Source organism: Austwickia sp. TVS 96-490-7B, from assembly GCF_019331795.1.
Taxonomy (GTDB): domain Bacteria; phylum Actinomycetota; class Actinomycetes; order Actinomycetales; family Dermatophilaceae; genus Austwickia.
Window position 1 is genome coordinate 302,303 of the sequence record NZ_JAHPZL010000007.1, and the last position, 22,308, is coordinate 324,610.

The window sequence follows — 22,308 nt, forward strand, 5'->3', positions numbered from 1 at the left end:
TCCACGCTGCCTGCGGGGAGTGACCCAAAGAGACGCGAGGACGACGGGGACAGGCATGGTTGAGATCGCGCCGGACGGGCGGAGCCCGCGCGCACGACGAACGTCGGGCGCCGACATGGTGACGTGGACTGGGCCGAGGACCGGCACGTCGTACGGACAGGTCAGCGCGGGGCGTCCCGGGCCGCGTCGGCGTGAGGAAGGGCACATCCCCGAACCGGTGACAGTGCAGCCGCTGCGTCGAGGTTTGCGGTTGGGCCCGCTTCCGGTCTCGGTGATCGTGGGGATCGAACTGGTGCTTTGCGGAGGCTTATTGATCGCCTTTGCTGGGTCTTTGTGGTGGCGCTACGGCGCAGGGGCTCTGTTGGCGCTCACCGGGTTGGTGGTGATGATCAGGGTGCGGGGCAGCTCGTTGGGGGCGAGGATGGCCCATCGGGCTGCGTTCCGCAGTCGGTCACGAGTGTTGGCGGTGCCTCAAGACAGAGAGCTGCCCGAGCGGATTGCCCCCATGGCGTATGACGACGAGGACGACCTGGATCTGCCAGTGGGGGAGGACGCCGTCCCTGGGCATCTGCGGACGTTGTTCCAGGACGATCTCACGATCGTCACGGCTTTCGACCGCCCCGGTCGGGCGTTCGGGGCCTATCGGCATGCGGGGCGGTGGGGTGCGGTGGTGCGGCTGCGCGCTTTTAGTGAGGTGTATGGGCCGTCCGGGTCGATCGCACTGCCGTTGCGGGATTTGTGTCGCCGGTTGCAACACTGCGAGATCCCCTCCTTGACTGTCCGGATCGTGCAGGCTTCTTCTGGTCGTTCCCGTACGGCGATGTCGCCGCTGCTGTCCGACCTCATTGATGAACTGACCACTGACGACTTGACCGGGGCCCCTGGTTCCCATGACCTTCTGTTGTTCCTGTCGTTCGACCCGCAGGTAGCGCATCGGGCGGTGCAGGTGCGCGGCGGAGGGGAAACCGGTGTCGCCCGGGTCTTGGCCGTGGTGCTGGACATCGTGCGGGTGATCTGCTCTGGCCGTGGGGTGGAGGTGGCTGTGCTGGATGGCGACGAGGTAGCGCACACCATTGACCGGCTATTGATGGAGCCGGTTCGGGCTGTTGAGCCGGTGACATCGTGGTCGGAAAGCTGGCGCCATGTTGCGTCTCACAAGGTGTATCACCGCACATTCACCGCGGTGGGTTGGCGAGCCGAGGCTGATCCGGGAGCGCTGGTGGGTGTACCGGCGCATGGTCTTGTCACCGCTGTCGATGTTCTCGTCCCAACGAAGGGCAACCCGGCGATTGGCCGGATTACGGTGCGAGCTACTGCTCGGAGTGAACATCAACTCGGTCAGACGGTCAGTGAAATGTTGTCGGTGGCTTCTCGTCATGGCTTGCGACTGCGAGCGATGGACGGTGACCAGATCTTCGGTCTGCGGGCCACGGCAGGGGTGGGTGCGCTGTGATGGATCAGCAGACAAGTCATCTGTCGGGGCCGTCCCTGGCGCAAGATTTCCGGCTTTCTGAACCTGTCTTGGACCGACTTGGCGCCCGAGTCTCCTCGGCGGCTCCGTTTGCGGTGACGACGTCCGGGGAGCCGGTGTCGTTGCAATTGGTGGGGCCGACTCCGACGAGGATCGCGGTGGTCGGCGCTCCATGGGTGGCTACCGCGCTGTGTCTGCGGGCTGCTGCCCTCGGTGCGGATGTGGTGGTCGTCACCAGTCGACCGGCGCCATGGGAGGTGTTGGCCGGTCAGATCGGGGGTCCGGAGCCATTCCTGCACACGTCACCGGCAGATGCGCCACCGATCACGACGGGATTGGACGGTCCACTACTGATCGCGTTTGACCACGTTCGTGGTCATGGCGAGGCCTCGGTGAGTCGGGTGCCCTGGCACACCTCCGTGCATATTCTGGGTAAAGCCGACCCCATGGCCCAGACGCTCCTGGATTCGGTCGATGTGGCCTTGATTGGGCGCCCTGAGCTGACGGATCTTGCTGCCACGGTGGAGACATTGCGTCTGCCCGAATCGATGGGTGGGGTCTTCGCCGGATTGCGGGATGGCGATGTGATGGCGGTCCATCGAGGTCAGGCCTATCCGGTGCATATCAATCTGACCCACGTGGAATACGGCCTGCTTTCAGGAAGCTGACCGGGCCATGGGGCATCCCGGGGGAGAACGATCGAGAGAGTCGCCCTGGGATGAATGATGTGGGTTAGCTACGTCGGCGGCGTACCGACATCACGATCCGGGTCACGACCAGCCCGGCCGTGATGATTCCGGTCGCTACCAAGGCCGGGACCGTGCCGGTTGCTACAGAAGCTTGCCGAGGCATGCGCTCCATGGCTGTGGGTGCTGGGCGCGGAGCGGGTGCGTCGCCCTGCTCCTGCGGCCGTACGGCGGTCAACGCTGCCCGCGGATCGAGCAGGCCGTGCCCGGTGAAGTCGTTACGGCCGCCAGGCCCGCGCTGGCCCGCTGCCGTCTCCAGGATGCGGGCAGCAACCTGACGGGCGGTCAGCTGGGGGTAGCGCTCCCGGACCAGCGCCGCCACTCCAGCGACATATGGTGCCGAGAAACTGGTCCCTTGGATCTTTTGCACCCCTCGTGTGGTGACTAATGTGCTGACCTGGCCTCCGCGGCCGGGGTAGGGGTTGGTCGAGATGATCTCCACGCCAGGTGCGGCCATTCCCACCCAGGGGCCAGCCAAAGAGAATGGCGCCGGGCTGCCTTGTTGATCGACTGCGCCCACGGCGATGACCCCGGGGATGTCAGCGGGAGTAGCCCCGGTAACCGCTGGTTTACCTGGGGTGTTTTGGTCCCGGCAGGCGCCTTCGCCACCGAGGTTGCCCGCTGAAGCTACGACGACGACATTGCGGTCAAGGGCAGCAGTCACGGCGGCGGTGAGTCGTGGATCGTCGACCGTGCCCGCGTTGCCACACTCGGCTTCTGAGATGTTGATCACTTTTGCTCCCTGGGCCACCGCGGAATCGACCGCTGCCGCCAAGGACTGGGGGGTGCCGGCACCCGGGGGGCCGTTCCCAGAAGCGGGACGATAGGCCTGACTGGCCTGTCGGATCGACAAGATTGTCGCTCCCGGGGCAACTCCCGAAAAACCGGTTGCTGAGTCGGTGGCGCCCGCGATGATCCCGGCGACGAGGGTGCCGTGACCATCACAGTCGCGCAGCCCCTTCTCGGCCGGGATGATCAAATCCCCACCACCGATGAGGCGGTCCCCAAACGCTGATCCCGGGGTGACCCCACTGTCGATGACGGCAACAGTGACGCCTTTGCCCGTCGCCAAGGGCCAGAGCTCGGAGTAGCGCAGCTGTTGTTGTGCCCAAGACACGCCCGCGGAGACGGTGGTGGGTGCTGGCAGGTCAGAGATGCAAGCTGAGCTTTGCTGGTAGACGCCCTCAGCTCTGGCGGCGGGGGCTGATAGTGGGTCTGCCAGTGGCCCAGTGAGGCCGATGCCGCTCAGAGCCGTCAACGCTGTGGCGCTGAGGAGGACGGTGGGCCGGTGACGGGGCACCATGATGCTCCTCACAGATGGCGAACGATGGTGTACAGATCCATCGCGCCTGCCGCCAGTGGGACCAATGCCACGATGAGGAGACCGTCCAGAAGGTCCAAAGCCCGAGCCGTGACGGGGTTGGCTTCGGCCTGAGGCAGCATCGTTGAAGCGACCGCTGCGACTCCTGCCACAAACAACCCCGCGAAGAGCGCGGTGACCGGCGCATCCTTCTGCGTCGTGACTGCCAGGACGACCCCGATGGCCAGCCCGACTAAAGCCATGATCACTAAGGCAAGCCGCGCGGTGCGATGCCCGACGTGGCGGATCCGCATCACCAGAATGGCCACGATTAACACACCCAGGCAGCGGGCCACCGTTCCCGGGGCGCTGATCAATAAAGCTGTGCTCAAGCCAGCGGCGATCCCGGCTCCAATGGACAGGCCATTGAAATAATCATGGGCCGTGGCCGCTCGGCGTACGGTCTCCGGGATGCCCAGACCACGATCAATGTCTGGCATGTCGTCAGCGTCTCGGGGAATCACGGGCATGGGTAACTGAGCTAGCCGCAGTACTGCCCAGGGCAACACCGACAAGGAGGCCACGGCCGCGCAGCCAGCGCCAGCCGCCACCTGGGGCGGCGTAGCGTGCAGCAATACTCCTGCCAAGGCGCCCAGCGCGCCGATCATTGCCGACATCCCTACCGCTGATAAGGGCACGACTGCTGCAGGGATCAACGGAAGACAACAGGCGACATACGCCACTGCCAGCATGAAACCCAGCAGAGCCCCGGGGTACCCGTAGCTTCCAGGGATCAGGACCACACCGCACACCAGGGCATGAACCGCACCGGCCGTCGCCAACGTCACCCCCAGCAGCTTCTCACCGGCCCGGGAGATGGCGATCGCAGCGATCAACGTCAGGATGGTGGTGGCCAACACGAGGACGGCGTTGCCGACTTGGTGGCCTCGATAGAAGAGCACCAGAGCGCTGAGAATCAGCATGGTGCCAGCGACCGCTGAACCAGTCACCGATCGGATCGGCCGCTCATCTTGCCTGTCTCGCACTGTCGTGGCGATGGCGTCAATGACGTCGTCATACACCACCGGCAAAGTGACCTCACCGCGCGGCTTGACCTGCAGCAATGTCCCGTCAAGCACCGAGAGGGAGCGCAAGGTGCGGGAGCTGTCAATCCGACGGCCATCCTCAAACTCCAGCACCCACCCGTCATGTGCGGTGCCCGGATCCTCTCGTTCCCCTACCATCTCCAACACGGCCGGAAGCAGCTCGCCAACGGTCAGGTCGAGTGGGAGGGCCACGTCAATGCGGGTCCGTGGAGCCACGATCGTGATCCTGGACTGCACTTGTGAAGCGGCTGTCGTCATGGCATCCCCTGGGCGGTGACGAGTGCCTTTCAGGCACAGGGTGGTCACCTGGCATTATGGCAAAGGTCCTGTCGGGGGCCGAACACAGGACCGGAAGGCGCGGAAATCATGAGTACAAGGATCTTCGCCCGGCGAGCGCGTTTGATGCCGCCGGAGATGCCCACCGGGGAGATCCATGTCGAATCACCCCCGGATATTCCCCGAACGGCGCCGGTCAACGTGATGACCTACTTGATGCCTGGAGCGATGTTGCTCATGGTCGTCGGGTTCATCGTGATCGGCGGGATGAACCCTGCCTCGCTGATGATGGGCGCGATGATGCTCATGATGACGCTGGGCATGATCGGGTCCAACCGTGGGCAAAACGGGGGTAAAGCTCAGCTCACCACCGACCGATACGACTACCTGGCCTATCTTGATGGTCAACGCACCCAGGTCGAGAAAGCCAAGCAGGCCCAGCGGGAAGCACTCGCTTGGTCTCACCCGCATCCGGAGTTGCTCTGGTCCTATGTCGGGACTAGGCGGATGTGGGAACGGCGCAGTTACGACGACGACGCCCTCGTGGTCCGCATCGGTGTCGGAGCCCAACGGCTCGCTCAACGACTGCGGGCTCCACAGACCGGCCCCTTGGAGGAGCTGGATCCGGTCGGTTCCGTCGCGTTGCGCCAATTTGTGCGTACCCACTCTCTCGTCGATGGGCTCCCAGTCTCCGCGCGCCTGCGGGCCTACCCCGCTGTGGGAATCGCTGGTGACCGGGAACAGGCCCGAGCCCTGGCTCGGGCGATCGTTTTGCAACTGGTGACCTTCCATGGACCGGACACCTTGGCGGTGGCCGCCGCCGTAGACGGGTCAGCTCGGGCCTCTTGGGATTGGTTGAAATGGCTGCCGCACAATCAACACGACCGGCTGACCGATAGCTTGGGGTCGCTGCGGATGGTGTCGTCCTCATTGGGGGAGATCGATCACTGGCTCAGTGATGAGCTGGCCTCCCGTCCCCGATTCAGCCGCCAAGAAGAAGAGGAACCGGACCAGCGACACATCCTCATCGTCATTGATGGAGGTCACGTCACCCTCGACGAGGGGTCGTTTGTCACGACAGGTCTATCTGGGGTGACCCTGCTCGACCTGTCTGGGGCGCTGGCAAGCGGGGTGGGCCGTCGCGGGTTGAACCTCACCATTGACGGGGATCGGTTATCGGTCGCCGGGCGGGAACATGCCGAGTCCCTCGGTGTTCCGGATGGGATTAGCTTGGCTCAGGCCGTGGCCACTGCCCGACGGATGGCGGCGTACCGGCTCGGTGATGGGGTTGTCGTGGACGGCGCCGAGACCACTCAGGTGTCCGCTGAACTGGTGGACATGCTTGGCGTGGGTGACCCCGCTCTGATCGAACCCGACGCCGCGTGGAAACCTCGGTCCAGCCGAGACCTCTTGCGGGTGCCTATCGGCTTGGGTCCGTCCGGTGAGATCGTCGAACTGGACCTTAAGGAGTCCGCGCAGGGCGGGATGGGCCCCCACGGGTTGGTCATTGGAGCTACTGGTTCTGGTAAGTCGGAGCTGTTGCGGACCTTGGTCTTGGCCCTGGCGATTAGCCATTCGCCGGACAAACTCAACCTGATCCTCATCGACTTCAAAGGTGGCGCTACCTTCGCCGGATTGCAGGGGTTGCCGCACACCGCGGCGGTGATCACCAACCTTGCCGACGATCTGGCCATGGTTGACCGCATGTACGACGCACTCTCCGGTGAGATGAATCGGCGGCAGGAGCTGCTGCGAGATGCCGGTAACTTCGCGAATATTCGTGACTATGAGCGGGCCCGGAGCAAGGGTGCCCCGTTGTCACCGTTGCCATCGCTGCTCGTGATCTGCGATGAGTTCTCTGAAATGCTGACCCAGAAACCGGACTTCGCTGAACTGTTCGTCGCGATCGGACGGTTGGGTCGAAGCTTGGGCATCCACCTGCTCCTGGCCAGCCAACGCCTGGAAGAAAACCGGCTGCGAGGTTTGGACAGCCACCTGTCTTACCGCATTGGTCTGAAGACGTTCTCCGCTGCGGAGTCGCGCACCGTGCTGGGGGTGGCTGACGCTTATGAGCTGCCGTCTATCCCTGGGTCGGGGTACTTGAAGTTCGACACCACCACGATGGTTCGTTTCAAGGCGTCGTACGTCTCGGGTCCGTATACCGGGGCACGTGAACGCGCTGAGGCGAGGGCGGTTCTCGGTCAACTGTCCCCCATGACCTTCGTCTCCGACGTCGTGGGTACGTTGCCGCAGGCTGACGTCGTGGAGGAGGCGCCGGTCGTCGAGGTCGATGAGGACTCGATGGAGTCGGTGCTGGACACGGTGGTGGGGCGCCTTGCGGGTCATGGCGACCCGGCGCACGAAGTGTGGCTGCCACCCTTGGATGAGCCCCCTACCTTGGACATGCTGTTGCCGCCATTGGTGGACGACCCCGAACGGGGTGTCACCCCGGGTGGGTGGCCCGGCGCTGGCCGTCTCCGGTTGCCTGTCGGCGTGGTCGACCTCCCCTACGAACAGCGTCGTGATCCCTACGTGCTGGACTTGTCCGGGGCGGCGGGACATGTCGCCATCGTCGGTGGTCCTCGTAGCGGTAAGAGCACTGCGCTGAGGACGCTGATCGCTGGATTGGCACTCACTCACACCCCCACTGAGGTGCAGATCTATGTGATCGACTTGGGTGGTGGCTCGTTGGCTTCAGCGGTGGATCTGCCCCATGTGGGCAGCGTTGCGCCGAAGGCTGACCCGGATCGCATTCGGCGAACCTTGGCCGAGATGTCCGGGATCATTGAGAGCCGGGAGCGACTTTTCCACGCCACCGGAGTCGAGTCGATGGCCGACTATCGTGCCCGGCACGCAACGGGAGAGGGGGATGCCTTCGGCGACGTCTTCCTCGTGATCGACGGGTGGGGGGTGTTCCGGCAGGAGTTTGAGGAGCTGGAAGCCAAGGTCACGCAATTGGCCACTCAGGGGCTCGCCTATGGCTTGCACGTGATCCTCGGAACAGGACGGTGGGCTGATATCCGGCCAGCACTCAAAGACGTCTTGGGGACGCGTCTTGAGCTGCGTCTGGGAGATCCGCAGGAATCGGAGGTGGACCGGAAACTTGCGCAAGGGGTGCCCGTCAGTCGACCTGGTCGCGGTGTGACGCCGTACAAACGTCATTTCCTGTTTGCCTTGCCGCGGATTGATTCTCAGGGTGATCCGTCCAGTTTGCCGATGGGTTTCTCCCACATGGCGCGGGAGTTGTCCGGGGCGTGGCGAGGGCCGCAGGCCCCCGCGGTGCGGATGTTGCCCAACGACCTGCCAGCCAGCGAGTTGCAGCAGCAAGTGGACCAGTCGAAGGTCGCGGCTCGATGGATCCCGATGGGGATCAACGAGGAGGCGCTGGCTCCGGTGCTGCTCAACTTCGACAGCGATCCGCATTTCCTCTATTTCGCCGACGAGGAATCGGGCAAGACCAACTTCTTGCGGGTGGTGGCTTCGGGATTGATGGCTTCCCGCAGCACCAAAGAGGTGCGGCTCTTGGTCGTGGATTATCGGCGCACGATGCTGGGACACGTCCCGCCGGAGTACTTGGCGGGGTATGCGACCAGTGCAGATACCTTGCGGCCGTTGGTGAGCGACTTGGGTGCCTTGTTGCGCAGTCGACTTCCTGGCCCGGATGTGACGACCGATCAGTTGCGTGATCGGAGCTGGTGGTCTGGTCCGGAGGCCTTCATCTTGGTTGATGACTATGACCTGGTTGCGACGATGGACAACCCGCTGCATCCGTTGGTGGAGTTGTTGGCGCAGGGCAAGGACGTAGGCCTGCATATGGTGATTGTTCGCCGGAGCGGTGGCGCTGGTCGGTCGTTGTATGACCCGGTGATCCAGCGGATGCGGGATCTGGGGACGCCCGGATTTGTGGGCGGAGGTAGCCGCGACGAGGGGCCTTTGTTGGCGGCGATCAAGCCCCAGCCTGGACAGTCAAATGGGCGAGGTTATTTGGTGACTCGGCGAGGTTCGGGGCTGGTGCAGATAGCCCGAGACCCTCACACAGCAGCGCCAGAGGGCACGACGAGTTCCCGGTGATCGAAGCTGATGGGGCCGGTCGATGGACGTTTCACCTCCATTGATCGGCCCCGTCTGGTATCTCAGGCGATTCTGAAATATGGGATGGTGGTCCCAATTGGTAAGACGGGGCGGTACCGTCGCGACTATGGACCCACAGGGTATGCGCAGCATCGACCTGGCCTGTATCCCCGGGGATGGGATCGGCCCCGAAGTGGTTGATCAGGCACGAATAGTGCTCGAGGCGCTCAGCGGATGCGACGGCCCACGAATCAACGTGACCGACTATGACCTAGGGGCGCGTCGGTGGCATGCCACCGGAGAAGCGCTCCCGCCCGGAGTATTGACCGAGTTGCGGCATCACGACGCGATTCTCCTCGGAGCCGTCGGCGACCCGACAGTGCCCAGCGGCATTCTTGAGCGTCAGCTCCTCCTCGCTCTGCGATTCGGACTGGACCATTACGTCAACCTACGTCCCGCCCGGCTCTATCCCGGCGTCACCGGACCGTTGGACCACCAGCGGGTGGCGCCGCACGGCATCGACCTCGTGGTCGTCCGAGAGGGCACTGAAGGGCCATACGTCGGCAATGGCGGGGCGCTTCGGGTGGGCACTCCCGCGGAAGTAGCGACTGAGACCGGAGTGAATACTCGCTTCGGGGTGGAACGTGTGGTGCGGTATGCCTTCGAGGTGGCCCGGTCCCGACCTCGTCAGACACTGACCTTGGTGCACAAGCACAATGTGCTCACCTTCGCCGGGGATCTGTGGCGGCGTACGGTAGCGGACGTAGGGTCGCAGTTCCCTGAGGTGAGCTGTGACTATCTCCATGTCGATGCGGCGACCATTGCGATGGTCGCCGATCCGGGCCGCTTCGACGTGATCGTCACTGACAACCTTTTCGGAGACATCATCACCGATCTTGCCGGTGCGATCGTCGGGGGGATCGGTCTAGCCGCTAGCGCCAATCTCAGTCCGGGACAAGGCACCCCAGGCATGTTTGAACCGGTCCACGGGTCTGCTCCGGATATCGCAGGGCAGCACAAAGCCGATCCCACGGCCGCCATCTTGTCCGCCGGGTTGATGTTGGCGGAGCTGGGGTACGCCGATGCCGCGGCACGGGTGGAAGCTGCGGTGGCTGCCGACCTGGCCGTTCGAGCAAGCCTGACCGAGCCTCGCACCACTGCGCAGATCGGTGCATCGATCGCTGAGCGATTGGCTTGAACGACTGCGTGGTTCGCTCAGGTCAGCGACATATGTCGAACCGCTGAACCCAGCAGTGGCCCGCGAGTAAGGTGCCACACAGACCGGTCCGTGCAAGGACATTTTCAGGACGTCGACGGCGGTCGCCGCCTCGTCCGAGCATCCGTGAGGAATGACGACATGACGTTGACCTTCCCCCTGCGCGCAGGGGCCGTTGCCACCGGCGAGAGCGACCGGGCAGCGATCTTGGCGAACCCCGGGTTCGGCAAACATTTCACCGACCACATGGCGGTCGCCCGGTGGACCGTAGCGGAGGGCTGGCACGATGCCCGGATCGAGCCCTACGGTCCACTCCAGATTGATCCTGCCGCTGCGGTGCTGCACTACGCCCAAGAGGTCTTTGAAGGGTTGAAGGCATACCGGCACGAGGACGGGTCGGTGTGGACCTTCCGGCCAGAAGCCAACGGGGAACGGCTACAGCACAGCGCGCAACGGTTGGCGTTACCGCCGTTGCCGGTCGAGGATTTCCTGACCTCATTGCGGGCCCTAGTTGCGGCGGATCAGGCCTGGGTTCCGGCGTACGGCACTGGTGAGACCAGCTTGTACCTGCGACCGTTCATGTATGCCTCCGAGGCTTTCCTGGGGGTGCGCCCCTCTCATGAGGTCACGTACGCCGTGATCGCGTCTCCAGCGGGTGCCTATTTCTCCCGCGGCGTCACTCCAGTCAACCTGTGGGTCTCCACGCAGTATGCGCGCGCCGGTGCCGGCGGGACCGGCGCCGCGAAATGCGGTGGTAACTACGCCAGCTCGTTGGCGGGGCAGCTGGAAGGCATCCAAAACCACTGTGACCAGGCTGTGTTCCTGGATTCGGCGACCCATGAGTACATCGAAGAACTCGGTGGCATGAACCTGTTCCTGGTGTATCGAGACGGGCGAATCGTGACCCCGGAGTTGACCGGCAGCATCCTCCCTGGGGTGACTCGCCGCTCTATCTTGGAGTTGGCCGCAGAGATGGGCTTGACCCCCCAGGAACGCCGAATCGCCATCCAAGAGTGGAAGGACGGCGCTGCGTCAGGGGAGATCACCGAGATTTTCGCCTGCGGCACCGCTGCCGTCATCACGCCAGTCGGTGAGTTGCGCTGGGAAGGCGGTTCGTGTGATCACCGTCCAGCCGGGGCCGGCGATGAGATGGGCGAGGTCACAGCCCGACTGCGCAGCATGCTGCTGGACATCCAGTACGGGCGAGTGGAAGACACCCGAGGCTGGATGACGCGCCTGGTTTAAGACCGGAGGCAGGTGTCGGGAGGCAGGCCAGCATGGCCTCCTCCCGACGAGATCCTGCTGGCCGATCTAGCTCAGCTCACCGTGAGCAGCGCATCGCAGGCGCGGATGAGCCGGGCGCGAAGCTCAGCGCCGCGGCGAGCGATGTCCTGCTGCGCGGAAGCGAAGGCGGCGCGCCCCTCGTCGGTTTCCACCAGGATGGGCTGGATGCCCCAGGCGCGTACGTCGTACGGCGATCCGGCCATGTCCAGGCGCCGTGCGTCGTGGGCGAGGTCGAGGCAGTCCAAGGTCAGGCTGCTGGGGATGGCCGGGGCAAGCCGATAGGCCCATTGGTAGAGGTCCATGGTGGCGTGCAGGCAGCCGGGTTGTTCGTGGTCAATCTGGGTGTCTCGGCTGGGGTGCAGCGTGTTGAGGTCTCGGGCTGCCGGGGTGAAAAAACGGTAGGCGTCGACGTGACTGCACCGCAGCGTAGCGGCATCGACCACGGCGTCGGTGCCTTCTCGACCGAGCCGTAACGGCAACTGCTCATGACGCCGAGTGCTGGGGTCAGCGTGATAGACCATGGCCCATTCGTGGAGGCAGTAACAGCTGAATCGACCTGGCCGCGCGGCGGTCGCGGTGAGCAGGCCGTGGATGCGGTGCAGGAGATCGGCGCGATCACGCCGGAAGCTCTCCACGTCAACACTGGTGCCCTGATCATCGTGGTGGTAATGACGCCAGGTGCGACGTCCACGTGGGGCGTGGTCATCGAGGAGAAGAGTTCCGGCTCCGGGGTGCCAGCGTCGTAACTGCCCGGGACGAAGCGTGTAGTAGACCCACAAGAAGTCTTCGACGGGGTGGTGACGGCCGTGGTTCCTGCGGTCGAGATGCCCAGCGGTCAGGGCGTCCACTCTCTGATGGTGGTCGCGCTCGCGGGAGCGCCAGTCGTCGTACCCGAGCTCATCCACGACAGGTCAGCCTACTGCTGGTGCCGTGTTGGTCCATTCGTCTTGAACTTCACGCGGAGTCAGCCATACTGTCAGGACAGTTCCGTGGATCGTCGTTGGCATGGATAACCGGCGGTCCGCCCCGGTGGGGTGACAACCATGCGCTGGGCGGTTCGTCGGCCGTCCGGCAGCGGCAGCGGACATGGTGGAGGATCGATGACGCAACTCCAGATCACTGTCGACGGCATCACGCACCACGCCGAGGTCGGCCCACACACCACTCTGTTGGAATGGCTCCGCGACACGGGCCTCATCCAGGTGAAGGAAGGGTGCGCCGAGGGCGAGTGCGGGGCCTGTGCCGTTCTGAGGGTCCGACCGGATGGGCGAGGCAGTCGCTTGGAGGCGATCAACGCCTGCCTGACCTATATCGCGGCGCTGGACGGCACGGAGGTGGTCACCACAGCTGGGCTGGGCGACCCTGAGCGTCCCCACCCAGTCCACGATGCCATGGCTCGTGGTGGTGCCAGCCAGTGCGGTTTTTGCACACCAGGATTCGTCACCAGTCTTGCCGGTGAGTATTACCGACCTGACCGCAGTGCTGGACAGCACCACCATGCCAATGGCGTGGATCTGCACGCTCTGAGTGGCAACCTCTGCCGCTGCACCGGATACCGGCCCATCGTGGAGGCTGCCCGCTCGATGGGCTTTCCAGAACCCGACGATATCTGGATTGCGCGACTGCGTCGGTTGACCAACCCTGCCCGTCCGACCTGGGTGGATGGTCCAGACGGGGAACTGGTCCGGCCGGCTTCGTTGGCCGAGGCTCTGCACCTGTTGGGGTCTCGTGCTGGGGCGGTCCCGTTGGCTGGGGGGACTGATCTGGCGGTCGCTCGAAACGTGCGTGATGAACGGCCCGCGTGCCTGGTTGCGGTAGACGCGCTCCCGGAGCTACGGACTCTGCGGGTGGGCACTGATCACATAGAGATCGGGGCCGCTTTGACCATCGATGAGGTGTCCCGTGGCTTGAACGGCGCAGTCCCGCTCCTGGATGCGCTATTCCCTCAATTCGCTAGCCCGCTGGTACGCCGCTCCGCGACCATCGGCGGCAACCTCGGCACAGCTTCTCCCATCGGGGACTGTGCACCAGCGTTGCTAGCTTTGCGGGCACGCGTGGTATTGAGCAGCCTCGATCGTGATGATCCGGGCCGTGAACCGATTGACCGGGAGGTTGATCTGGCGTCGTACTTCACCGGGTATCGCCAGACAGTACGACGACCCGATGAGTTGATCCGCGCTATTCGGATACCGCTGCCATTGGCCCCGCAGGTCGCCTTCCACAAAATCGCGCACCGGCGGCAGGACGATATCTCCAGTGTGGCGGTGGCCTTTGCTCTGGATATTGGTCCGGCTCCGGGCGAAGGGGCAGGGCCAGACATCGTCCGGGCGGTGACCATCGGCCTCGGCGGGATTGCAGCCACCCCATTACGTGCTCTGGCCTGTGAAGAAGCATTAATCGGCCGGGACTGGACACCGGAAACCGTGCGACATGCTGCCGCGATCCTCGCCGCCACCGGCACCCCGATGAGCGACGTACGAGCCTCGGCGGCGTACCGAGTGGCGATGCTGGAACAGTCGTTGCTGCGGTTGGAAGCCGATCTGACCGAACAGGAGGTGGCCCGGTGAGTGACCTGGCCGAGCGCCCCGAGGGTGGCCCCGTGGGGTTGCCCGTCACCCATATCGACGCCATGGGTCATGTCACCGGGACAGCGTTATTTACCGACGACATGAGTGGTCGGTTCCCGGGGATGCTGCACGCCTACCCCGTACAGGTGAACCAGGCGCATGCCCGAGTGATCCGGATGGAGCTGTCCGCAGCGCTGGCCAGTCCCGGCGTGGTCCGAGTCTTGACCGCAGCGGACGTTCCGGGAGTCAACGACTCCGGGGTCCGTCATGACGAGCCATTGTTTCCCTCTGAAGTGATGTTTTACGGGCAATGCGTGGCCTGGGTGCTGGCGGAGAGCCGACAGCAGGCTCGTCAGGCTGCTCGCCGGGTGGTGGTCGAGGTTGAACCATTGCCTGCGGTGGTCACCATTGAGGAGGCGCTGGCAGCACAGAGTTTTCTGGGGGGCCGACCGGTGTTACGTCGGGGCGATCCGCACGAAGCCCTGGCCAGCGCAGCCCATGTCTTCTCTGGGCGGACCGAGATCGGCGGGCAGGAGCACATCTATCTCGAGACCCAGGTTGCCGTGGCCGTGGTCGATGAGTCTGGTCAGGTGCTGATCCATTCCAGCACGCAACATCCGACCGAGACGCAGGAGATCGCTGCGCATGTGTTGGGTCTGCCATCGCACGCGATCACGGTGCAATGTCTGCGGATGGGTGGGGGATTTGGCGGCAAGGAATTCCAGCCGCATGGTTATGCCGCGGTGGCAGCTTTGGGGGCGGTGCTGACCGGACGGGCCGTCCAGGTCCGGTTGGATCGCCAGTTGGATATGTCGATGACGGGGAAACGGCATCCATTCTTGGCCGAGTGGACGGCAGGGTTCGATAACGAGGGGCACGTGGTCGCTGTGGTGGCCACGATGACTGCTGACGGCGGATGGAGTTTGGATCTGTCGGAGCCAGTGCTAGCGCGGGCGTTGTGCCATGTGGATAACGCCTACTTTCTGCCGCATGTGGAGGTGACCGGGCAGATCGTGCAGACCCATAAGACCTCGCAGACAGCCTTCCGTGGCTTCGGCGGCCCGCAGGGGATGATCCTCATCGAGGATGTGATGGGTCGGTGCGCTCCACAGTTGGGGTGGTCCCCGGAGGCGCTGCGTCGGCGCAACATGTACGCCGAGGGGCAGTGCACCCCCTACGGGCAACTGGTGCGTCATCCAGAACGTATGCGGGACATCTGGGACCAATTAGCGCAGCGCTGCGCATATGCGGAGAGGTCCCGGCAGATTGAGGAGTTCAACGCCTCTCATCCGCACCGCCGACGAGCATTGGCAATGACCCCTCAGAAGTTTGGGATTTCGTTTAATTTCACCCCGTTCAATCAGGCCGGTGCGCTGGTCCAGGTCTATCGGGACGGGTCGGTGTTGATCAGCCATGGTGGCTGTGAGATGGGTCAGGGGCTGCACACCAAGATGGTGCAGATCGCCGCGTCAGCGTTGGGGGTGCCGTTGACGGCGGTGCGTCTCGCTCCTACCCGAACGGACAAGGTGCCGAACACGTCGGCGACCGCGGCGTCCAGTGGTGCGGATTTGAATGGTGCTGCGGTCAAAGACGCCTGTGATCAGATTCGGGAGCGATTAGCGCCGGTGGCGGCGCGCCTGTTGGCGGGTGACGATGCGGCTCTGGTGCCGTCGGCGAGTGTGCAGTTCAGGCAGGGGCGGGTCTCCTTGACGGGCACCGACCATCGAGAGTTGTCCTTCGCCGACGTGGTGGGGCAGGCCTATCTGCAGCGGGTCCAGTTGTGGGCGGCGGGTTTTTATCGCACGGAGGGTTTGCACTGGGATCAGAACACGATGACGGGGTCGCCGTTCAAATATTTCAGTTATGGCGCGGCGTGTTCGGAGGTGGAAGTGGATGGATTCACCGGGGCCTGTCGGGTGCTGCGGGTGGACATCCTGCATGACGTGGGTGATTCATTGTCTCCGTTGATTGATCGTGGGCAGATCGAAGGTGGGTTTATTCAGGGGATGGGGTGGATGACCATGGAGCGGTTGTGCTGGGACGAGAGCGACGGGCCGGGGCGGGGCAGGTTGGCGTCCGCGGGGTTGAGCATCTACAAGGTGCCCAGCATCGGTGACCTTCCGGAACAGTTCACGGTGGAGTTGGTGGACCGCGCCACGGAGACCGGAGTGGTGTATGGATCGAAAGCGATCGGTGAACCGCCGTTGACCTTGGCGATCAGCGTACGGGAGGCGATCCGGCAGGCGTGTGCAGCGTTTGGGCCGTTGGGTCGGGATCAGCCGCTGGCGTTGCCAGCGACCCCGGAGGCCACCTTTGAGGCGCTATCTCAGGCTCGGCGCGCGGCGGTGGTGACCTGCTGAGCGACCGTGGGTGCGTCTGCGTGGGCGGAAGGTTCGACTAACGTGCTGGACGGACAGCGATGGCTGGCGTGCCTGCGCCGGTCGGAGGAGGAAAGCCCATGAAGATCGCCCGATATGTCGTCGACGATGAACCTTCGTACGGCGTGGTGATGAGTGAGGACGGTGAGCCCACGTGGATTGCCCAAGTGGGTGGCGACCCGCTGTATTCGAAGGTGACGGCCACGGGGGTGCGGCATGAGTTGTCGCAGGTGCGTTTGTTGGCTCCGGTGATCCCCCGGAGCAAAGTCATCGGGGTGGGACGCAATTATGTGGCGCACGCCGCTGAGATGGGGGCGCAGGCGCCGAGCGAGCCGTTGTTGTTCCTGGTGCCCAACACCGCGGTGTGTGGTCCGGACGATCCGGTCGTGATCCCTGATTTTGCCCATGAGGTGCACTATGAGGGAGAGCTGGCCGTCGTGATAGGCCGGATGTGTAAGGACGTCCCGGTGGATCAGGTGCCTGCGGTGATCTTCGGGTATACCTGCGCTAACGACGTGACTGCTCGGGATCTGCAGGCCGGAGACGGGCAGTGGGCGCGGGCCAAGGGATGCGACACCTTCTGTCCGTTGGGGCCGTGGATCGAAACGGAAGTGGACCCGGCTGACCTTGAACTCCGCACGCGCCTGGAGGGGCGGACCGTCCAAGAGGATACGACGGCGTCGATGGTGCATTCAGTAGCGCAGATCGTCTCGTACGTCTCTCGGGCCTTTACGTTGTTGCCTGGTGACGTGATTTTGACTGGAACTCCGCAGGGCGTAGGGCCGGTGGCTGCGGGTCAGCGCGTTGAGGTGGATATCGAAGGGATCGGCACCTTGGCTAATCCGTTTGTCCGTCGCTGAGCAGGTGTGGTGGGGGTCGCTAGGCTGGGAGTCATCATGAGCAGCGCATCCTTCTCCAGTCCTGTGGTCCCTCGTCTTCGTGTGGCGCCGTCGCCGACCGGTGATCCCCATGTGGGGACGGCGTACATGGCCTTGTTCAACCTGGCCTTCGCTCGACAACAGCAGGGGGTTTTCCTGCTGCGGGTGGAGGACACCGATCGGACCCGGTTCCGGGCCGATTCGGAGCAGCAGTTGTATGACACCTTGTCGTGGCTGGGCTTGGACTGGGACGAGGGACCGGATCGGGGCGGTCCGTTCGCGCCATACCGACAGAGCGAGCGGTTGACGACGTACCAGCCGTACGTCGAGAAGCTGATCGCGCAGGGGCATGCATACCACTGCTGGTGTAGCCCGGAGCGATTGTCTGCGATGCGGGAGGAGCAGCAACGTTCTAAGTCGCCAGTGACGGGGTATGACCGGCTGTGTTATGGAATGACTCGCGAGGAACGCGCCACACTTCCTGGCTTCCAGGAGACACCGGTCGTGCGGATGCTGATTCCAGATGAGGTCCCGTTGACCTTCACTGATCTGATCCGAGGGACGGTCCAGGCGCCGCGACCAGACGATCAGGTGATCCTCAAGGCGGATGGTTTCCCGACGTATCACCTGGCGGTCGTGGTCGATGATCACGAGATGGGCGTCACTCATGTGGTGCGGGGCGAGGAATGGATCAGCTCCACCCCGAAACATCTGTTGCTGTATCGCTGGTTGGGTCTCACCCCGCCGGTGTTTGCGCACATGCCGTTGTTGCGCAATACCGACAAATCCAAGATTTCCAAACGGAAGAACCCAGCCGCCCGATTGACCTGGTTTCGTGAGCGTGGCTATTTGCCAGAAGCTTTGGTGAACTTCCTGGCGCTGCTGGCTTACCCGCCGGCCAAGGATGCCGACGGCAAGGACGTAGAAATCTTCTCTCTCGATGAATTCAGCCGTGACTTTGATTGGTCCAAAGTCAACCCAGTGGGCCCGATCTTCGACCTGGGTAAACTGGACTGGCTCAACGGCATGTATGTGCGGGATCTGAGCGTCGAAGAACTCACCGCCAGGCTGATTCCCTACCTTCAGGCTGACGGTCTCTTCGGGCCCTCACCCAGCCTGGGTGAGGTAGCTCGACTGAAGAGCCTCGCCGCCCTCATCCAACCCCGACTGGTGACACTGGCCGATGCTCCGGACCAACTCCGACCGTTCTTCGTGCCCGATGCAGACCTAGTAGTCGAGGACGACGCACGCGCGTCGCTGACAGCCAAGAACGCCCCGGACCCCGCCGGAGTGCTCGACGCTGCGATCGAGGCATTGACGGCCCTCCCCGACGACGAGAACGTAGATCTGGGCCAGGTGCAGGGCAGCTGGACTCATGACCGCATCGAAGAAACACTGCGTGCGGCGCTGGTCACTGGGCTAGGACTCAAGCCAAAATTCGCCTTCGGCCCGCTACGGGTAGCGGTGTCCGGGCGGCGGGTATCTCCACCGCTGTTTGAATCGATGGAGGTACTCGGCCGAGGAGCCACCCTCCGCCGGTTGCAGGCGCTGCGCACGACGTGCTGATCGGCTAGGAGCTTTCCGCTGACCCGCAGGGCCGCCCTGCGGGTCAGCGCGGAAGGTCAGGCGCGTTGAGCCTTTTTCTGGATCGCCGCCCATTCGTCCTTCAAACCCACCGTGCGGTGGAACAGCAGGGGCTGCTGCGGATCCAAGGCGAAATAACCGAGCCGCTCAAACTGGACCACTACGCCAGGTGCGGTCTCAGCCAAGGCGGGTTCAGCCTTGCACTCGGTGAGCACGATCTTGCTGTGTGGGTCGATGTCATCCATCACGTTCCCCGTGCGCTCGCCAGGGATCGGGTGGGTGAAGAGTCGTTCGTAGAGAGCCACTGACGCGTCAGCCGCATGGGGGGCGGACACCCAATGCATGGTCGATTTCACTTTTCGCCCATCAGGGGCGGTCCCGCCACGGGAGTCCGGATCGTACGACGCGCGCACTTCAACAACCTGTCCCTCGTCATCCTTGATGACCTCGGTGCAGGTGACTAGGTAGGCCCCCCGAAGTCGAACTTCGCGTCCGGGGGAGAGCCGGAAGAATTTCGGCGGGGGAACCTCGGCGAAGTCGTCCTGTTCGATCCATAGTTCACCGGTGAACGGGACCTGTCGGACGCCATCAGCCTCGTTTTCGGGGTTGTTAGCGACCTCAAACCACTCGACCACCGGGCTGCCATCGGCCTGACGTGGCCATCCTTCGAGCACCAGCTTGAGAGGTCGAAGCACGGCCATCCTGCGTTGGCTGCTGGTGTTGAGTTCCCGGCGGACGAAGGACTCGAGTAGCTCGATGTCGTGGCGACTGTTGGTGCGAGTCAGCCCCACATATGAGCAGAAGTCCCGGATCGCTGGGGCGGGATAGCCGCGACGCCGCATCCCCGCGACAGTAGGCATGCGCGGGTCATCCCATCCATCGACGGTTCCGCTGGTGACTAACTGCAGCATGGTGCGCTTACTGGTGATCAGGTAGGTGACGGCGAGGCGTGCGAACTCGGTCTGCCGAGGTGCCGGGCCCTCCAACGGGAGCTGCGCGAGGAACCAGTCGTACAAGGGACGATGGCTGTCGAACTCCAGGGTGCACAGCGAGTGGGTCACACCTTCGATGGCGTCGGATTGGCCGTGGGCCCAGTCGTACGTCGGGTAAAGACACCATGTGTCGCCGGTGCGGTGGTGATGAGCATGCCGGATGCGATACATGATCGGGTCACGCATCTGCATGTTCTCGTGCTGCATATCGATCTTGGCGCGCAGCACACGGGACCCATCAGGGAACGCGCCGTGGCGCATCTGACGGAAGAGATCGAGGTTCTCTTCGACGGAACGATCCCGATAGGGACTGTCAATGCCTGGCTTGCCAAAACCTCCGCGTTGCGCGGAGATGGTTTCGGGGTCCTGATCATCGACGTACGCCTTGCCCTGTTGGATCAGGTATTCGGCCCAGGTGTAGAGCTGTTCGAAGTAGTCAGAGGCGAAGAGCACCGGTTGCGGTGGGGGAAAACCAAGCCAACTAATGTCTTGGATGATGGAGTCGACGTACTCGGTGTCCTCGGTGTCGGGGTTGGTGTCGTCAAACCGCAGGAAGCAGGAGCCGCCGAACTCCTGGGCAATACCGAAGTCGGCGCAGATCGCCTTGGCGTGCCCAATGTGCAGGTAGCCGTTCGGTTCAGGAGGGAACCGGGTTTGGACGCGACCACCGAAGGTCTGGGCCTGGTTGTCGCGACGGATCTGCTCGCGAACGAAATCGCCTGCCGGGGCCCCTGTCTCGCTCATGGGCCAGAAGTCTACTGCCTGCGTTGTTGACCGTTGCCCGCCTGGTCGCAGCTGAGGGGCATGGTCAGTGATCCCGGGAGTGAATCTTCATGGCGGATGGTGCAGCCCGGGCAGCCGCGGGCGAGAAGGCGGGGGGAGTGGCTTAAGTATGGGGGTCAGTGGACGACAGGAGTGACGGCGGATGCGGTGGCCTTCTCCCGGAGCGCAATGGCCTGCCGAAAGTCCAGTGGCCACCCTGATTTGGGTAAGACGACCTCATCCGGCTAGAGTTCTTTTCCGGATCACACGCCGCTCATGATCACCATGGGCAGGGTGTGATGCTCTATGGGGTATGGTGTAATTGGCAGCACGACTGATTCTGGTTCAGTTAGTCTAGGTTCGAGTCCTGGTACCCCAGCCAACCACCGCAAGGTGGTGATCGGCTGCCACGTGGAGTTCATAACCACGATGCCGATTAGGAAAAATCTCCTCTAAAAGGTAAGGTTTTTCCTGTTGCCTCGGCAACATGATCACTCAAAAAAGTGGTAGATGGCCCCGTTGTGTAGTGGCCTAGCACGCCGCCCTCTCAAGGCGGTAGCGCCGGTTCGAATCCGGTCGGGGCTACCATGAAAAAGACCCCCTAATTAATTAGGGGGTCTTTTTTGTGCCCTCTGAAAAGATATTTCTTGACGCCACATTCCTGCTGAGTGGCGGGCCATATCAGTGTGCCTGGGCTGGCGATGCCCCGGCTGCCTTGTCGCCTAGGGCATCGCCATTGCGGTCAGCGGCGGGCTGCGGCCGCTTCCTGTGCCGCCTGCTGCTGGGCGTGCGCCCGGGCGAGGACTTCAGTGAGTTTGTTGGCTCCCGCAACCACGGTGGCGGCATGAAGTCGCCCAGGCTGTCGTGAGATGCGTTCTATCGGGCCGGAGATGGAGACGGCTGCGATGACTCGGCCTGCGGGGTTACGCACGGGGGCAGACACCGAGGCGACACCTGGCTCTCGTTCACCGACGCTCTGCGCCCAACCTCGGCGGCGTACCCCGGAAAGGGTGGTCGCGGTGAACTCGGCGCCTTGCAGGCCTCGGTGGAGGCGGTCGGGCTCTTCCCAAGCAAGCAGTACCTGTGCGGCCGAACCGGCGAGCATGGACAGCGTGGCGCCTACAGGGATTGAGTCCCGTAGCCCCATGGGTCGCTCGGCTGCTGCGACACAGATGCGCATGTCTCCTTGTCGACGGAAGAGCTGCGCCGATTCATGGGTGTGGTCACGCAATGCTCCCAGGACCGCGCCAGCCGCAGCCAGCAGCCGGTCTTCGCCGGCCGCTGAGGCCAGCTCGGCCAATCTCGGACCGAGGATGAATCGTCCTTGCATGTCGCGAGAGACCAGGCGGTGATGCTCCAGCGCGACGGCCAGACGATGGGCTGTGGGTCGCGCCAGTCCGGTACTGGCAACCAGTTGTGCCAGCGTCGACGGCCCGGCTTCAAGTGCGCCAAGCACGATAGCGGCTTTGTCTAGGACTCCGACCCCACTGGAACTTTCCATGGTGCCAGTGTGGCGGTCCCACGTCCTGAGACGCAAGCCCACCACATCTTGAACGCGAGCTGGCTTGGGTCGCAAAGTGGGTGGCACGGGCTCCGTGTTGAATACTGAGACGATCGTCTCAAGATAGGGGAAGTGCGATGGGCTCCATGATTCCTCCCGGCACATCCACGGTTGTG

14 protein-coding genes and 2 tRNA genes are annotated in these 22,308 nt (G+C 63.7%); 11 read left to right on the forward strand and 5 right to left on the reverse strand.

The features are described from left to right. The first annotated feature begins 115 nt into the window (after window positions 1–115). Both KEM60_RS09540 and KEM60_RS09545 read left to right on the forward strand, forming a co-directional pair. Window positions 116–1,453: a type VII secretion protein EccE gene (locus KEM60_RS09540; RefSeq protein WP_219107275.1), complete on the forward strand. Its 1,338-nt coding sequence runs from the start codon at window positions 116–118 to the stop codon at window positions 1,451–1,453. Continuing rightward, window positions 1,453–2,139 carry a hypothetical protein gene (locus tag KEM60_RS09545; RefSeq protein WP_219107276.1) on the forward strand — a complete coding sequence of 229 codons (687 nt, stop codon included), beginning with the start codon at window positions 1,453–1,455 and terminating at the stop codon, window positions 2,137–2,139. The genes KEM60_RS09540 and KEM60_RS09545 overlap by 1 nt, the downstream gene beginning before the upstream one ends. Window positions 2,140–2,203: 64 nt before the next feature. Here KEM60_RS09545 and mycP read toward each other — a convergent pair whose 3' ends face one another. Both mycP and eccD read right to left on the reverse strand, forming a co-directional pair. Beyond that, window positions 2,204–3,520, reverse strand: coding sequence for a type VII secretion-associated serine protease mycosin (gene mycP / locus KEM60_RS09550; RefSeq protein WP_219107277.1), 1,317 nt, complete (start codon window positions 3,518–3,520; stop codon window positions 2,204–2,206). Between the two features lie 8 nt (window positions 3,521–3,528). Next, window positions 3,529–4,839, reverse strand: a complete 1,311-nt coding sequence (gene eccD, locus KEM60_RS09555; protein WP_219107278.1) for a type VII secretion integral membrane protein EccD — start codon at window positions 4,837–4,839, stop codon at window positions 3,529–3,531. 150 nt (window positions 4,840–4,989) lie between these two features. On the opposite strand from eccD, the gene eccCa reads away from it, so the two are divergent. The 3 genes from eccCa to KEM60_RS09570 all read left to right on the forward strand — a co-directional run bounded on the left by eccCa (window position 4,990) and on the right by KEM60_RS09570 (window position 11,431). Next, window positions 4,990–8,970 (forward strand): type VII secretion protein EccCa, encoded by a 3,981-nt coding sequence (gene eccCa, locus KEM60_RS09560; protein WP_219107279.1) that lies wholly within the window; start codon window positions 4,990–4,992, stop codon window positions 8,968–8,970. 127 nt (window positions 8,971–9,097) lie between these two features. Beyond that, window positions 9,098–10,168 carry a 3-isopropylmalate dehydrogenase gene (locus tag KEM60_RS09565; RefSeq protein ID WP_219107280.1) on the forward strand — a complete coding sequence of 357 codons (1,071 nt, stop codon included), beginning with the start codon at window positions 9,098–9,100 and terminating at the stop codon, window positions 10,166–10,168. A 159-nt stretch (window positions 10,169–10,327) separates the two neighbouring features. Then, complete coding sequence (locus KEM60_RS09570; protein ID WP_219107281.1) at window positions 10,328–11,431, forward strand: branched-chain amino acid aminotransferase; 1,104 nt, start codon at window positions 10,328–10,330, stop codon at window positions 11,429–11,431. 71 nt (window positions 11,432–11,502) lie between these two features. Here the strand turns inward: KEM60_RS09570 and KEM60_RS09575 are convergent, their stop codons facing one another. Next, the gene (locus tag KEM60_RS09575) at window positions 11,503–12,375 is read right to left on the reverse strand and encodes a 3-methyladenine DNA glycosylase (RefSeq protein ID WP_219107282.1); all 873 of its coding nucleotides are present in this window, start codon (window positions 12,373–12,375) and stop codon (window positions 11,503–11,505) included. Window positions 12,376–12,570: 195 nt separating this feature from the next. Here KEM60_RS09575 and KEM60_RS09580 point away from each other — a divergent pair, with 195 nt between their 5' ends. The 4 genes from KEM60_RS09580 (at window position 12,571) to gltX (ending at window position 18,859) form a co-directional block, all read left to right on the forward strand. Next, a complete protein-coding gene (locus KEM60_RS09580; RefSeq protein WP_219107283.1) occupies window positions 12,571–14,037 on the forward strand; it encodes a xanthine dehydrogenase small subunit in 1,467 nt (488 codons plus the stop codon). After that, entirely contained in the window at window positions 14,034–16,397 is a 2,364-nt protein-coding gene (gene xdhB / locus KEM60_RS09585; RefSeq protein ID WP_219107284.1) for a xanthine dehydrogenase molybdopterin binding subunit, read from the forward strand. The genes KEM60_RS09580 and xdhB overlap by 4 nt, the downstream gene beginning before the upstream one ends. 98 nt (window positions 16,398–16,495) lie before the next feature. Further along, the gene (locus KEM60_RS09590) at window positions 16,496–17,275 is read left to right on the forward strand and encodes a fumarylacetoacetate hydrolase family protein (RefSeq protein WP_219107285.1); all 780 of its coding nucleotides are present in this window, start codon (window positions 16,496–16,498) and stop codon (window positions 17,273–17,275) included. Window positions 17,276–17,311: 36 nt separating this feature from the next. Further along, window positions 17,312–18,859 (forward strand): glutamate--tRNA ligase, encoded by a 1,548-nt coding sequence (gltX, locus tag KEM60_RS09595; RefSeq protein ID WP_219107286.1) that lies wholly within the window; start codon window positions 17,312–17,314, stop codon window positions 18,857–18,859. A gap of 56 nt (window positions 18,860–18,915) precedes the next feature. Here gltX and KEM60_RS09600 read toward each other — a convergent pair whose 3' ends face one another. Continuing rightward, on the reverse strand, window positions 18,916–20,613 hold the full coding sequence (locus KEM60_RS09600; RefSeq protein WP_219107287.1) for a glutamine--tRNA ligase/YqeY domain fusion protein: 1,698 nt from the start codon (window positions 20,611–20,613) through the stop codon (window positions 18,916–18,918). A 325-nt stretch (window positions 20,614–20,938) separates the two neighbouring features. On the opposite strand from KEM60_RS09600, the gene KEM60_RS09605 reads away from it, so the two are divergent. Continuing rightward, window positions 20,939–21,013 (forward strand) — tRNA-Gln (locus KEM60_RS09605). A 130-nt stretch (window positions 21,014–21,143) separates the two neighbouring features. Beyond that, a tRNA-Glu gene (locus tag KEM60_RS09610) sits at window positions 21,144–21,219 on the forward strand. A 154-nt stretch (window positions 21,220–21,373) separates the two neighbouring features. Here the strand turns inward: KEM60_RS09610 and KEM60_RS09615 are convergent. Further along, window positions 21,374–22,132, reverse strand: coding sequence for an IclR family transcriptional regulator (locus tag KEM60_RS09615; protein WP_219107288.1), 759 nt, complete (start codon window positions 22,130–22,132; stop codon window positions 21,374–21,376). Window positions 22,133–22,308 lie beyond the last annotated feature (176 nt).